The organism is Phycisphaerae bacterium (assembly GCA_035275405.1).
GTDB lineage: Bacteria > Planctomycetota > Phycisphaerae > UBA1845 > UTPLA1 > DATEMU01.
Map to the genome: position 1 here is coordinate 1,094,297 of DATEMU010000003.1, position 13,132 is coordinate 1,107,428.

Here is a 13,132-nt window from a genome sequence, read left to right on the forward strand (position 1 = left end):
GGGGATGGGTCCCGCAGTCGCCTTGGCGACCAGGCTCCGGCACGAATGCTTGGCGGTACGGAATGGCAGGGTTGGTCGGGCCGGGTGAGAAGGGCGTGAAGGACTGGCCTGATTGCCCGCCTTTGGCGGGTAAGCCCCGTGAACGGGGCTGTACGTAATTGGAGCAATTCGTCGACGATTCAATCCGGCGGCGGCGCTCGCTCAAAGTGGCAGAGTCGGGCAGAATATTCGCGGCATCGTTGTGATGGAGCACTTTTGATGAGGGAGCATTTCTTATGAGCGAGCGTGTGACCGCTCGACGGCGCGGTTCGTATGGGATTGACGCGCCCTTTGCGCCGGCCTTCATGGCCGCCATGGCCGCTTTGGAGTTCTCCCTCGCCGCCACTAATCGCCGCGTGTTGCCCGTGCTGGCCGGCGTATTCATCCTGGCCATTCTCGGCATCTACCTCCACGCCACGCTTCGAGGCAAGTTCGTGGTCTGGGCCGAATTGCTCGACGAATTGAACCTTCGCGGTGACGAGCGAATCCTGGACATGGGGTGCGGTCGGGGGGCGGTTCTGCTCATGGCCGCTCAACATTTGACCACGGGCCGGGCGGTGGGCGTGGACCTGTGGCGCAGCGCGGATCAGTCCGGCAATTCCGCCGAGGCCACCCGGCGCAACGCCGAAGCGGAGGGCGTCGGGGATCGCGTTGAATTGCATGACGGGGACATGACGACGCTGCCCTTTGGAGACAACAGCTTTGACCTGGTCCTTTCCAGTCTGGCGGTCCACAACATCAGGGGAAGGGCCGGTCGGGAGAAAGCCGTCCGCGAAGCGGTGCGGGTGCTGCGTCCCGGTGGTCGGCTGCTGATCGCCGACGTTCGGGCCACTCGGCAATACCAGGCCGAGCTTGCCAGGATCGGGATGAACGATGTAGCCCGCCGGCGACTGTGGCGGTTCTGGTGGGGCGGCCCCTGGGCTGCCACGCGTCTCGTGACCGCCACGAAGCCGGAGCGTCAGATTTGACGGCAAAAATAACGAGGTCCTGCGGACACGGCGGGGTCCACCACCCACTGCGGCGGGTAGACTCTGGATCTTCGACCCGCCCAGGTCGCCCAGGCGGCTCGACCAGGCGAGCGGATCTGCGACTTCGACGTGGCGGGGAAGCCGCGTGAACTGGGCTGGACGTCGGGGTGCCGTTTCGGAGGCGGTTCATTCCGGCGGCGGGGCTGGATATCATATTTCTGAACACGGAGCCAAAGGACGATTCATGCCCACGAGCCAGCGTACATTGAGGGAACTGTCGGGAATGCGCTGGCTCGTCGAGGCCCGGAACAAAACCCAGAGCTTGATGGCCGATTTATACGAGGCGTTTCCGTGCGAGCATGTTAGTGTCGACGAGACGCTCCGAGACCGACTTCATCTAATGCTCGGCGCAGCCTTTTCACTGTGGCGCGCAGTCTTTCTCATCAGCCCCGAAGACAGCGAACGATCGTTCGCCGACTTAGAAGGAGACGCCAGGGAGTTTCTGAAACGAGTGATCGATACTAACGCGATCACGTTCAATGACGAACTCAGGTGGCGCGCTTGGTCGGGCGGCTATTACCTAAACAACGCCAGACAGCGCGTCTTTGACCTCGGAAAAAAAAGGGGGTTTGAGGGGTCTGTCCCATCGAATGTGGTGTTGAGGAAGGCGTGGAACAAGATTTATGAAGAACTAGACAAGATCATCAAGAAACACCAACAAATGGGTGAGAGTCAACGCTCATGAAAACGTGCGGCCAAACGCGCGGTAGAGTAGAGCAAGTAGCGCGGCACCATAGCGGCGGGGTGTATCTTGTTGCTGGTCGCGGGGCAGGAGGAGCAGGTTCGAGAGGTTTGGCGGCGCTTGAGTAGCGCGGATGCAACCAGGAACTGCTGAGGTTGCGAGGATTTCGGTCTTAGGTGGAGAGTTTTTCGAGGGCGTTCGCTATCGCTTTTTGTCCAATTGTTTTGAACGCATCGTCGGGCATGTCTTTGTATCGTGAGTGAATCTGGCGGCTTTGAATCGACGGGTGATCCAATCCGGGCTGCCCTGCAAGAAACTTGTAATTTGCAATCTTCTGATTCATGCTGGCCCAGCCCATGCCGAGGCGGTCGGCTAACTCCTGCTTCGAAGTGCCCAGCCCCGCGTCCCCAAAGCGGAAGAGGTAGTAGCCGATGAGGTCGTCATCTTCTGACCATTTGTGATTCATAACGGGTGGCTGTCCGAGTTTCCGGGGGAGCGGAGTTTAGCGAGTTGGGCGATTGCAAAGTTGTCGTTTGGAACCAAATCGAGGACTCTGACGAAACATTGGATCGCCTGATCAATATCTCCCTTGCTGAGGGCAATTAGACCGAAATTGTGCCACGCATTCGCATCTGATGGTCGAGCTTTGGTCCAAGAAGATAGCAATGTTTCGGCGGCTGCAAAGTTCTTTTCATTAAGAACCTCCCTGAGCAGCGCTTCCGCTTTTTCCAGGACAAGCGGCTTGGAGGGGCGAAGCCTGATTGCCTTAGCCGTGAGGGCCGCTGCTTCCGTAAACTGCTTTCCCAGGACGAGAGGTCCAACAAGATTCATCATGGCGGCCGTATTCTCAGGATCAAGGACTAGCGCAGTCGCGTAAGCTTTTCGGATTTCATCAATAGGCGCACTCATCCTGTTGAGCAATATCCCGAGGTTGTTCCAAGAATGAGTATTGTATGGGTTTAACTCCAACGACTTTCGTGTCGCTATAATGGCATCTTGGTATTCACCGCGTTCAATGTGTAGTCGGCCTTTCTCGGTCCATCCGCAAGCGTTCTCCGGATATTGCGACACGTACTTACAGATTGCATCTAGTGCGCGGTCCTTATTCCCAAGAGCCACGTAGCTCTGTGCCTGAGCATAGAGTTCCTCGTCTTCCTTGGCGACTTGTGTTTGTTTCACGAGCTTTGTTTTCAACTTTTTCGCGACGGTGCTCAAGTTATCGAGCAACTCGTTGTAGCTTGCGTATCTTCGGTTTGGGTCCTTCGCCAGGCACCGTGCAACGATCGGCATTAGGGGCGACTCAAGTGGCACGGGCTTCTGTTGGCTGTGCGCCCGGAAAAACTCAGCGGTAACATCAGCAGCTTGCTGATTGATTCGATACGGATACCGATTCCCGGAGGCCATCTGATAAAGGACAATGCCAAAACTATAGATATCGGCTCGATGATCAACATTTCGAGCATTCGTGAATTGCTCCGGCGCCATGAAGGGAGTGGTGCCCATCGCGACCCCCTTGATCGTTCTCGCAAGTGGGCTTGCCTCACGCTTTTTTGCGAAGATCCACCAGCGGCGCTTGTCACTAACGGCGTTGGTGTTAATCGATTTAGCCAGCCCAAAGTCGGTAACTTTGAGCGTCATGGCCTTGTCGATCATCAGATTGTCCGGCTTGATGTCGCGATGGGCAACGACCCCTTTCGATTTCGCATAATCCATGCCGTAACAGAACTGCGTCGCCCAAAGAAGGACAACCTCTGGGCACAATTGGGAAGCCGTCAGAAAGTGTGACAGGTTGTTTCGACCGTCCTCGTCGGGTTCTATGTATTCGGCGGCGATGAAAAGCTGTCCGCCGATTTCACGAACCCAATACGCTTGGACAAGATTTGCATGTGCCCCAGCACTTATCCAAGCATTTGCCTCTGAAATAAATCGGCACCTTGTGCCTTCGTCGCCCGCACCTTGGAAGGTCTTGAGCACGATGGGTCTTGGAATCTCCCAGTCTTGGACGAGATAGACGACGCCCATGCCGGACTGGTTTGCCCCACCGAATACATTCAGGACGGTGTACTCGCCACCTATCTCGTCACCGGTTTTATATTGCTGCATCAGCCTGCTCTTGCTGGTCCTTTTGTTCAGAAGCCAAGCTGACGAATTACAAAGGTCCCTATCGCTAACGCCCATCCTACAAGAAAAGCTGAGAGAACGACTACGCCAATAAGCGACACGCCTACCTGCTGCTTGACGTACTTTTCATAGTCAGTCCGTTTCCACTGGATCAAGGTAAAGAGCGCCTGGCCGCCAGCGAAAAGTGGGATGGGAATGCTGTTAATCGCTGCGAATTTTGCAGCGACCGTGCTTAGGCCAATGGCAACCGTACTATCTCCGATGAATTTCAAAGCTCGTCCTATTAACTCAGGCCCGACGACGAAGGGATGGCGTGCGCCTTCCCAGAATTGGCCGAAAGTCTCTACGGCTTCCGCTGCAACATTTCGGGGGGGTGACAATGTGCAGGCGAGAACGAGCAAAGAGATTGGGCCGCTCAAAATGATAAATGCCCTTGCGATCGGATGGACGTCATCAAAAGTGTCGGTTGGGATGCTCGACCGTGGCATAAGCTCATCGGCCGACGATGCTCGGGTTCGAAACTTAGCGAAACTACCGGTCGGGATCCAACCAACAGACACCTTTACCTGATGGACGACAACCGTTACCAATCGGCGTCCATAGAAGAGCTGGATTTCTTCGAGACGGACGCCGCATATGATCGCGAAAAGGGCTTGCGATCCGGTGAAACACGCGGTACAGAGCGCTGCGTACGCGCAGAACTGCAGGAAGGCAATCACGTCCATTCGTAACCGTTCAGAATCAGAATTCGCTGAATAATAATGCCTTGGCGCTCAGCAAAAAAAATTGAGTGATGCGCATTAGGCCTTTGTCGTGACTCCGTTGTACACCACGGAAATATCATCATCCCGAGCACAGGGCCTGTCGAGGGACGGAGGACCGCTCGATGAAGTCGCCGTCAGGCTGGGACGAGTTCGCGGGGTTGCGCTTGGACGATCGGCGCGCGGCGGATGGGCGGCGTGGGCGATTCTTCCGGCAAATGCTGGATCGCCCAGTTCAACTGCTTGCCGGTCGCCGGGGTGATCATGGATGGGGGCGGGGCGGGGGGAGGTTTCGCCGCGCACGGCCACGGTTATGGTACGGCGATACCGAATGACCGCATCAGGGCTTTTTCGATTTCCTGAAGCAGGGCGGGGCTTATTTTTCCGGCAAAACCGCCCCGGCGCAGGCGGGATCGCATGATGTAGCTGACGTTCTCACATCGGGCCATCGACGGCTGTGATATCCCGCCTTGTCCCTTGGGCAGCGGGACATGCGTCGGGGCCGGGCGGAGGTTGGTGGTCAAAGGAACAGCCAACACGCTGTTGCTGAATTGATTGCGCGCATCCAGCGATACGATCAGCGCCGGCCGCGACTTGGCCTCGTCGGGAAATTCAACCAGCCACACTTCGCCGCGCTCCGGGAATTGACGTTCCACGGCCAGGGCCTATTTTCCTTCCCATGCCTCGCGGCTGTCTCGGGCCACGGCCTCGCCCCACGAATCGTCGTCGGCGTCGGGTGGCGCCTGCTTCTCGTAATACTCGCGCGTCGCGACCTCGAGTTCGCTCGCCGAGTTGCCGTTGGACGATTCGAGCAGCACAACGACCTGCGTCTGCGGCGACGCCTCCAGCGGCTCGTCGGGGACGACGACCGATCCGTCGAAATGTGCCCTAATTCCGATCATGCCTCCATCTTAGCGGCGAGGGGGGCCGTAAACAAGAAAGGAGGGGCAAACGAGAGCCGATAAAGACCATCGCGGCGGACAGGCTGCGCACCAGCGAACCGTACGAAATTGGAGTCTCGCCCTCCCAGGCGTATGCGGCAAGGCGGAGCCTCGCCGTCCCCGCAGCGAAGAAGGTCCCTCGCTGGCGGTTGGCCCCCCGGTGACTCACCGGGGGCTAAGGTGATTTGATGATTACGCGGGGACGAGTTCGCGTGATTTTGCATGAACGACAGGCGCGAGGCGGATCGGGGGTGTCAACGTCTCATCGGGCAAATGCTGGATCGCCCAGTTCAACTGCTCCCCCGTCGCCGGGGCGATCATGGGGATGCGGGCGGGTTGGAGACCGTCCCACATTTCGATGGGGCCGCGCTTCAGTTTGCGGGACCAGGCGAGCATGGGGGGGAAGGTCATGGCGATGCCGATCTGACCGACGATCTGGAAGAGCAGGCGGCGCGCGGAGAGCTTGTCGTTTCGCCAGTTGGCGAGGATGCGCAGCGTGTTGATGGGGTTGTAGAAGGTCGCGTAGCCGCGGAGGACGTTCATCTGCCGCTCCCACGGGCGCGGGTGCTTGCTGGCGGCGACGTGGTTGCCGTCCTGATAGGCCTGGGGGATGGGCTGGCCGCCGACGCTCTTGAAGATGATCTTCGACTTGGCGGCGGGCTCGAAGTCGAGCGTGCCGACGGCGGGGCCGAGATACGTGCATTGATAGGAGACGGCGCCCTTGTCGAACATGTAGCGGGCCTGGTTGACGAGACCGCGGAGACTGTCCTTGGGCGTGCGGAGCGGCTGGTCGTCGTTGTGGATCATCATGGCCATCGGCTCGATGCCGAGCTTGCGGAGGGCCTCGTAGACGATCGTCGTCTTGCCGGGGGTCTGGCCCTTGTTGACCAGTTCGGCGGTGATGTCCTCGATGCCGAACCAGATCGCGCGCATGCCGGCCTTGCGACAGAGGGGGAGGATGTCCAGGTTCTTGTGGACGTCGAACTCGGTCGCCTCGGTGAAGAAGCTGATCACGTCGCCCATGGGCTTGCCGCGGATCTTCGTATTGGCCATCTCGGTCATCAGGTCGATGACGGTCTGGCGGGTGTTGAAGAAGTTGTCGTCGGTGCCGAAAAACTGCTTGATGCCGAAGTTTTCGTAAATGTGCTTGATCTCGGCGGCGAGGCGCTTGGGACTCTTGAAGCGCCAGGTGCGCTGATTGACCGCGGGGATGGGGCAGTAGGTGCAGGCGAACTTGCAGCCCTGGGTGCTGATGAGCGAGGAGACGATGGAGAGCTTGCCGACCTTGTGGGCGGGGTAGGGCTTTTCGGCGAGGGTCTTGCGGCGGTGGGGCGGCTCGATGAGGCGGTAGCCGGCGTCGGGCATGGGCATTTCGTCCAAGTCGCGGAGGAGGCGCTGGACGCCGGTGTTAATCGCGTAGTAGCTGACTTTGGAGAGCGGCCGCCCTCGGCTCGATTCTTCTTCGTCCAGCACTTCGCGCGGCAAGTACACGAGGCCGGGGATGTCGTTGAGTTGCCCATCGTCGCGGGTGCGCTGGTAGGCGCGGAGCATCGACTCGCCCGCGGCGCGGTTGTCGAGCAGGCGTTCGAGCAATTCGAGGAAGACGTAGCCCTCGCCGGTCGAGACGCAGTCGGCGTGCATGCCGGGTTCGGGGCCGAGGTCGAAGTAGTCGACGGGTTCGTAGATGGCCTTGGGGCCGCCGGCGAGGATGAGCGGGCGATTCGCGCCCATGCGGAGGGCGTCGCGGACCATGTCGTAGGCGGGCTCGGCGTGGACCTGCATGGCGGAGACCATGAGGATGTCGAGGGGGCGACCGTTTATGAGCGCGCGGCTGGGCGTGAAGTTGGGGGTCCACTGCTGGAGGACGACGCGGACGTGGCGGAAGCCGGCGGCGTCGAGGCAGTCGGCGAGGGTGCGCACGGAGCAGGGGGCCATCCGCTTGTCGGCGTACCAGTAGGGGAGCATCCGCGTGCGGAAGTCGAAGGCGTAGGGGATGCAGATTCGCAGGTCGTGCGCTTCCGTGCGCTTTCGCAGTCGGCCGAGGATGGCGGTGAATTCGCCGTCGGGGAGGTAGACGTCATTCGGTTTGCGGCGAGGTAGTTCCACTCGGTTCTCCGGGGGGTTGGCGGTCGCTGCAGGGCGGGTTCCACCCGCCACGATGGGGCGCTGGATGCACGGGGGGCTCAGCCCGCCTTACGTGTCGATTCGACCCCGCCGCGCGAGGGGTCAGTGCGCCGAACGATCAGAATCATACGGGTAAAGGAGGATGGTCGCTACAGAGAAATCCGTACGCGGGTTTCACCCGTGGCGAAGGGGTTTTTGCGATGAGCGGGCAGGGACGCCCGCTCCACTACCAGCCGCCCTGATCGCGGCCGCCGCCGCCGCGGTCACCGCGGTCACCGCCACGACCACCACCGCCGCCGCCGTAACCACCGCGCCCGCCGCCGCCGCCACCACCGTAGCCGCCGCGACCTCCACCACCGCCGCCACCGCCGTAGCCACCGCGACCACCACCACCGCCGCCGTAGCCACCACGACCACCGCCACCGCCGGAGCGCGGGGGCTTGGGCTGGGCTTCGTTGACCTTGAGGCTGCGGCCGTCCAGATCGGCGCCGTTCATGGCGGTGATGGCCGCCTGGGCCTCGGCGTCATTGTCCATCTCGACGAAGGCGAAGCCGCGCGATTCGCCGCTGTCGCGATCGCGGACGAGCGAGACCTTGGAAACCGAGCCGTGCGCGGCGAAGGCCTCGCGAAGTGCGTCTTCGGTGGTCGAGAACGAGAGATTGCCAACATAGATATTCTTCAAGCGACTACTCCAATCAAAATCGGCCCTTGCGCCCCCATCCGACCCCGCGGCCCATTACCGCTGGCGGTCCGACCGGATAGGGAGGCAACTGTTCCTTGCGTCGACGAGTTTAGCATCTGGCCGGTGCGAAAATCAGGTCGCCGCAAGGGTTAATTTTGTACCGGGGAGGGCCGAAAGCGTCAAGCGGGGGGTAGCGCGGTCGAGGCCGGGGGACACCGGCCAAGAAAGCGGCCGAGGGCGGCTGCCCTCCAACCGTATCGGGCGCGGGTCATTGCGGCGCTTTGAATTCCACAAGGTAGAGTTCGTTGCCATCGGGGTCGCCGAAAAAAGCGAGCTGGACCGGCGGGTCGTTCACGACGGGCCCACGGAAGGCGACGCCGCGCTTGGTGAGTTCGGCGACGGCCTGGTCGAGGGGCCGGTCGGGCGCGAGACCGATGCTGATCGAGCCGCGCGTGCCGGGCTTGGGGGCCTGGGGAGAGGCCGGGTGCAGGCCGAGGACGAGCCCGCCGCCGGCCGCAATTTGGGCATAGTGACCGCCGGCATTCATGATCAGCTTCATGCCGAGGACATCAGTGTAGAACTTGATGGCACGGTCCATGTCGGAGACGTAGACGTTGACGCTGCCGCTCTTAATCATGACTTTCTCCTTGTTAGGCACCGCGGCGGCCGGGATGGCGGTCGCTACAGTGTCTGACGAATCTCGCGGAGGCTCTCTTCGGGCTTGGCGTTTTGAAAGATGCCGGAGGAGACGACGAGGATGTCGGCACCGGCGTCCACGAGGCGGCGGGCGTTGTCCTTTTTTACGCCGCCGTCCACGGTGATCGAGGCAGGGGATTTGGTCGTTTCAATGAGGCGGCGGATTTCGGTGATGCGGGGGAATGTCGTGTCGAGCATGGCCTGACCGGCGAAGCCGGGGGCGATGCCCATGATGCAGACGTTTTTGACGTAGGGCAGGACGGGCTCGATGGCGGCGGGGGCGGTCTCGGGGTTGAGGGCGATGCCGGGTTCCCAGCCGGCTTTGGCGATGGCCTGGATGGTGCCCATCGCGCGGCGGCTCGCTTCGATGTGGAAGATCATGCGGAACTGACCGCAGCCGGCCATGCGGGTGAGCCAGTCTTCGGGGCGGCTGACCATGAGATGCACTTCGACGGGGAGCTTGGCGACTTGGCAGGTGCGTCGGACGACTTCCTCGCCGAAGCTGATCGTGGGGACGAAGTGACCGTCGCAGATGTCGAGCTGGAGGAGGTCGGCGCCGGCCTTCTGGCAGACGTCGATCGCGCCAGCGAGATGGAGGAGGTCACCGGCGAGGATGGAGCCGGCGAAGAGGGTTTTGCGGGCGGGGGGCATCGGGAGGATGGAAACGCCAAAAAGTCAAAAAGTCAAAACGTCAAAACAAGAGTGGCGGACGGTCGATAGGGCCATTATGGCGGAGGCATCGGACTATCGGTTGGATGTTGTGTCGTCCGCGGAAGAAGCGTCGGTCGAGTCTGACGCGCGGCCGTGGATAGGAATTCACTTCGAGTGCTGCGGGGTTTATGCGCGGGTGTATCGGCGGAGGGAGGAGCGGCAGTATCTGGGGCGGTGTCCGTCTTGCGGGCGGGCACTGCGGGTGCTGGTTCGGGCGGATGGGGTGAAGGCGAAGGTTTTTCGGGCGCGGCCTGCGTAGCCGGGGTTTGCCCTTGGGCCTTTCCATCCACCGGCGGTAGAATCGTGACGGTCGCGCGTGTGGGATGGGGCGTCCGCACGCGACGGCGCGCTACTTCCAGGCATAAGGAGAGTCACCATGAACCCCCTGACACATTGGCGGAACTCGTTTTGGCTGCACCTTGGTACGGGCGCACTTGCGGCCGTGCTCGCCGCGCCGGTCTCGGCGCAGGAACGCAAGACAATCATCGAACCCGGCAAGCTGCCTGCAAATATCCGCGCGGCCGTGGAGAAGGCCGTGCCCGACGGGGTGATCTGGAAGGTGGAACGCGAGCTGGAGGGCGAGGACCCGGGGCAGTACGACGTTTATGTGCGGCTCGGCGGACGGGAATACGAGGTGGAAGTCTCGCCCACCGGGGAGATCATCGAGATCGATGAGAAGACGTTTGGGGGCGCGCCTCCGCGCGATCAAAAAGACAAGAAGTGGACCGACTCGTTCCATCAGGAGCATTGCACGTTCGCGACGGTCGGGCGGAACCGCTATTTCGTCCTGGAGCCGGGTCATCAGCTGGTGCTCCAGAGCGCCCGTGAGAAGGTGGCGATCACGGTGCAGGAGGAGACGCGGAAGATCGGCGACGTAGAGACGCGCGTCGTGGAGGAGCGGGAGGAGGAGAACGGGAAACTGAAGGAGGTGTCGCGGAACTTCTTCGCGATCTGCAAGGAGCACGGGGACGTGTTCTACTTCGGCGAGGAGGTGGATATCTATCGCAACGACAAGATCGTCAAGCACGAGGGGGCGTGGCGGGCCGATGAGAAAGACTCGAAGGCCGGGATCCTCATGCCGGGCACGACGTTAATAGGCGCGCGGCATTACCAGGAGATCGCCCCGAACGCGATGGACCGGGCGGAGATCCTGCGCGACGACGTCACGCTGAAAACGCCCGCGGGCGAGTTCAAGGATTGCCTAAAGGTAGAGGAGACGTCGGGCCTGAATCCGAGTGAGCGGGATTACAAGATTTATGCGCCGGGGATCGGGCTGGTGCAGGATGAAGACCTGTTGTTGACAAGCTATCGAGCGGGGAAGGGGAAGTAACTGACTTCTTTGGTCTTGCGGATGGAGTGAAGGCGAAGGTCCTTCGGGCGCGGCTGGAGTGACTACCGTCGCGGGTTCGCGGATTGACGGCTATTAGTTGATATCGATCGTATCGAATATCCCAAAGAACTGGCGCGTATCCGGGAAAATAGTCGAAGGGCCGAGCCTGCTGCCCGTGGGAAGCCACTGGTGCGGGTTCGAGGACGTTAGATCGCCCTGGGTTTCCACGTGGCCGTCGTGGAAGGCGAGGTTGAGCTTGAAGGCGTCGCCGGGTGCGCCGACGGGGGGATCGTTGTCGGCGTGGCGAAAGGCGTAGCGCCGCGGCTCCCGTGAACCAAGATACCCATTCCCAGGTGCGCGACTTCGATCCCAGGAACGCGTCATTGTTGAATAGGAAGAAATATCCGCGAAGGAGCCTCCCCAACGAGGACGCACGCTAAGATCGTAGTCCGGAGGCGTGTATACATCTGAATAACGAGCGCCGTCTGCTATCCAGACTTTTTGTGAAAGATCGCCCATTCGATCAACGCGTGGCACAAAAGAATCCGGCAGCCGCTCTTCAGCATTATTAGGGTAAGTCGTGACTCCGTCGTCATACGGCGAGTGACCTTCCATATAGAGTTGGTATCTCGCCGTGTTGTAGCTGATCATCGGGCCGGTTCCCGCATTGGGTCCGTAAAAGTGATTGGCGACGAAACCATTTGCGGGACATTGAAATACAAGTGAGTTGCGAATCTGATTAAACCGTTCGATGAGCGCCGCGTTGTTTGCGGGTTGATCAGGCGGAAGGGTGAAACCGAGTCCAAAGAATTCCGCCAATGGGCCCATGAAGTCCCACACTTGAACGGCGTGTCCGTAGGCGTATAGGGTATCCGGCGTCAGATAAGCCCCCGACGTATTCGGCGAGCCGAGGATCCAGCTGTCGTTGGTCTGGCTGTAGTAGGTCGCCGCCTGGGCCAATACCTTAAGTCGATAGGTGCATTGGTGCCGCTGTCGGGCGCGGTCGGCGCTGAGGACCTCGGGGACGCCGACGGCGACCAGCAGGGAAAGCGTGGACAACAGAAATAGCAATTCAACGACGGTCGTTCCACGCCGTGATACAGGAGACGAGGTCATTGTGTTCCTCCTAGGCGGGCAGTGGGGGCGAGCAATAGAGATCATAGACTCGCGGTCGGTGGTGTCAAAAGGGGACCACGCAGCCGGTGCCGCGGATTAATTCGAGTGGGTGTTTTGACCGGATGCTGGTGCGACCGACGTCTCTAAGTTCATGATGCGCTTCGAAATCACGCTGAGACTAGTGCCGGCCCGTCTTATGCTGCATTCCTGGATGGGGATGGCGTTCGTTCTATTGTGCGCGGGCTGTCAACATAAGGAGGCAGAGTCAGCCACCCCAAGTCAGAATGTGCCATCGTCGGCACAGGAATCTGACGAGATGGCGGGTGGAGGCGAGAATTCGCGTACCGCCGGAGATTCGGCGCCGAGACCGAGCGTAGGGTGGGAGGCGGGCTCGGCGCCGGCGAGCGAACGAAAGTCGAAGGACACGAAGCCGCCTGAGCCTCCTGCGCTGACGAAGGCAGAGCAGGCGCGGTATGACGCCGTGGCGAGGAAACTGGTCGCGGCGATCAATGACCGCGACAAAAAGGCGTACCGGGCGCTGCACACGGACGAGGCGTGGGCGAATGCAATCGATTGGTGGCGGGACATGTTTACGGCGCAGGTGCTGCGGTTCGGGCCGATTCAGCGGGCGTATCCGCCGCAGCGCGGGATGATCCGATTCGGGAAGATGGGCATGGGCGGGGATGCGCGGAACGGGGCGAGCTTTGTGGTGATCTTTGAGAAAAAGGTCGGGGGCTTGTTTTCAATCGAGTTGAACGACGAGGACAAGATCGTACACACGTCGGTGTTTATCAAGGAGGAGCTGGGGCAGTATGAGGGGCTGGGGGCGAAGCCAGTTTATGAAAAGAACGGATGAGCCGGGGTGAAGTTAAATCCTCGGGCACTTTTCCGTCCCGAGGAT

At 60.8% G+C, this 13,132-nt stretch carries 15 protein-coding genes; 5 read left to right on the top strand and 10 right to left on the bottom strand.

The genetic code is table 11. From position 1 onward, the window contains the following. Positions 1 to 275 precede the first annotated feature (275 nt). Positions 276 to 1,007 (top strand): class I SAM-dependent methyltransferase, encoded by a 732-nt coding sequence (locus VJZ71_06600; protein ID HKQ47718.1) that lies wholly within the window; start codon positions 276 to 278, stop codon positions 1,005 to 1,007. A 244-nt stretch (positions 1,008 to 1,251) separates the two neighbouring features. Then, on the top strand, positions 1,252 to 1,752 hold the full coding sequence (locus VJZ71_06605) for a hypothetical protein (GenBank protein ID HKQ47719.1): 501 nt from the start codon (positions 1,252 to 1,254) through the stop codon (positions 1,750 to 1,752). Between the two features lie 169 nt (positions 1,753 to 1,921). Here the strand turns inward: VJZ71_06605 and VJZ71_06610 are convergent, their stop codons facing one another. The 9 genes from VJZ71_06610 to VJZ71_06650 form a co-directional block, all read right to left on the bottom strand. Beyond that, positions 1,922 to 2,215 (bottom strand): hypothetical protein, encoded by a 294-nt coding sequence (locus tag VJZ71_06610; GenBank protein HKQ47720.1) that lies wholly within the window; start codon positions 2,213 to 2,215, stop codon positions 1,922 to 1,924. Continuing rightward, on the bottom strand, positions 2,212 to 3,852 hold the full coding sequence (locus VJZ71_06615; protein ID HKQ47721.1) for a protein kinase: 1,641 nt from the start codon (positions 3,850 to 3,852) through the stop codon (positions 2,212 to 2,214). The genes VJZ71_06610 and VJZ71_06615 overlap by 4 nt, the downstream gene beginning before the upstream one ends. Before the next feature lie 26 nt (positions 3,853 to 3,878). After that, positions 3,879 to 4,595, bottom strand: a complete 717-nt coding sequence (locus tag VJZ71_06620; protein HKQ47722.1) for a site-2 protease family protein — start codon at positions 4,593 to 4,595, stop codon at positions 3,879 to 3,881. Between the two features lie 347 nt (positions 4,596 to 4,942). Further along, complete coding sequence (locus VJZ71_06625) at positions 4,943 to 5,287, bottom strand: type II toxin-antitoxin system PemK/MazF family toxin (protein ID HKQ47723.1); 345 nt, start codon at positions 5,285 to 5,287, stop codon at positions 4,943 to 4,945. Positions 5,288 to 5,296: 9 nt separating this feature from the next. Then, positions 5,297 to 5,533: a hypothetical protein gene (locus tag VJZ71_06630; GenBank protein HKQ47724.1), complete on the bottom strand. Its 237-nt coding sequence runs from the start codon at positions 5,531 to 5,533 to the stop codon at positions 5,297 to 5,299. A 231-nt stretch (positions 5,534 to 5,764) separates the two neighbouring features. Beyond that, a complete protein-coding gene (locus VJZ71_06635) occupies positions 5,765 to 7,678 on the bottom strand; it encodes a radical SAM protein (protein HKQ47725.1) in 1,914 nt (637 codons plus the stop codon). A 244-nt stretch (positions 7,679 to 7,922) separates the two neighbouring features. Next, positions 7,923 to 8,378, bottom strand: a complete 456-nt coding sequence (locus VJZ71_06640; GenBank protein ID HKQ47726.1) for an RNA-binding protein — start codon at positions 8,376 to 8,378, stop codon at positions 7,923 to 7,925. A 268-nt stretch (positions 8,379 to 8,646) separates the two neighbouring features. Continuing rightward, complete coding sequence (locus tag VJZ71_06645) at positions 8,647 to 9,015, bottom strand: VOC family protein (protein HKQ47727.1); 369 nt, start codon at positions 9,013 to 9,015, stop codon at positions 8,647 to 8,649. Positions 9,016 to 9,059: 44 nt separating this feature from the next. After that, a complete protein-coding gene (locus VJZ71_06650; GenBank protein HKQ47728.1) occupies positions 9,060 to 9,725 on the bottom strand; it encodes a ribulose-phosphate 3-epimerase in 666 nt (221 codons plus the stop codon). A gap of 76 nt (positions 9,726 to 9,801) precedes the next feature. Here VJZ71_06650 and VJZ71_06655 point away from each other — a divergent pair, with 76 nt between their 5' ends. Together VJZ71_06655 and VJZ71_06660 are read left to right on the top strand one after the other, a co-directional pair. After that, entirely contained in the window at positions 9,802 to 10,044 is a 243-nt protein-coding gene (locus VJZ71_06655) for a hypothetical protein (protein ID HKQ47729.1), read from the top strand. Positions 10,045 to 10,161: 117 nt separating this feature from the next. Beyond that, on the top strand, positions 10,162 to 11,115 hold the full coding sequence (locus VJZ71_06660) for a hypothetical protein (protein ID HKQ47730.1): 954 nt from the start codon (positions 10,162 to 10,164) through the stop codon (positions 11,113 to 11,115). A 93-nt stretch (positions 11,116 to 11,208) separates the two neighbouring features. Here the strand turns inward: VJZ71_06660 and VJZ71_06665 are convergent, their stop codons facing one another. Next, positions 11,209 to 12,231: a hypothetical protein gene (locus VJZ71_06665; protein HKQ47731.1), complete on the bottom strand. Its 1,023-nt coding sequence runs from the start codon at positions 12,229 to 12,231 to the stop codon at positions 11,209 to 11,211. A gap of 286 nt (positions 12,232 to 12,517) precedes the next feature. On the opposite strand from VJZ71_06665, the gene VJZ71_06670 reads away from it, so the two are divergent. Beyond that, positions 12,518 to 13,087, top strand: a complete 570-nt coding sequence (locus tag VJZ71_06670) for a hypothetical protein (GenBank protein HKQ47732.1) — start codon at positions 12,518 to 12,520, stop codon at positions 13,085 to 13,087. Positions 13,088 to 13,132: the final 45 nt, after the last annotated feature.

Excerpts from the sequence above, each read along its gene's own strand:
- VJZ71_06600 (HKQ47718.1), top strand. The coding sequence starts at position 276 with ATGAGCGAGCGTGTGACCGCTCGACGGCGCGGTTCGTATGGGATTGAC.
- VJZ71_06605 (HKQ47719.1), top strand. The coding sequence starts at position 1,252 with ATGCCCACGAGCCAGCGTACATTGAGGGAACTGTCGGGAATGCGCTGG.
- VJZ71_06610 (HKQ47720.1), bottom strand. The coding sequence starts at position 2,215 with ATGAATCACAAATGGTCAGAAGATGACGACCTCATCGGCTACTACCTC.
- VJZ71_06615 (HKQ47721.1), bottom strand. The coding sequence starts at position 3,852 with ATGCAGCAATATAAAACCGGTGACGAGATAGGTGGCGAGTACACCGTC.
- VJZ71_06620 (HKQ47722.1), bottom strand. The coding sequence starts at position 4,595 with ATGGACGTGATTGCCTTCCTGCAGTTCTGCGCGTACGCAGCGCTCTGT.
- VJZ71_06630 (HKQ47724.1), bottom strand. The coding sequence starts at position 5,533 with ATGATCGGAATTAGGGCACATTTCGACGGATCGGTCGTCGTCCCCGAC.
- VJZ71_06645 (HKQ47727.1), bottom strand. The coding sequence starts at position 9,015 with ATGATTAAGAGCGGCAGCGTCAACGTCTACGTCTCCGACATGGACCGT.
- VJZ71_06650 (HKQ47728.1), bottom strand. The coding sequence starts at position 9,725 with ATGCCCCCCGCCCGCAAAACCCTCTTCGCCGGCTCCATCCTCGCCGGT.
- VJZ71_06655 (HKQ47729.1), top strand. The coding sequence starts at position 9,802 with ATGGCGGAGGCATCGGACTATCGGTTGGATGTTGTGTCGTCCGCGGAA.
- VJZ71_06660 (HKQ47730.1), top strand. The coding sequence starts at position 10,162 with ATGAACCCCCTGACACATTGGCGGAACTCGTTTTGGCTGCACCTTGGT.
- VJZ71_06665 (HKQ47731.1), bottom strand. The coding sequence starts at position 12,231 with ATGACCTCGTCTCCTGTATCACGGCGTGGAACGACCGTCGTTGAATTG.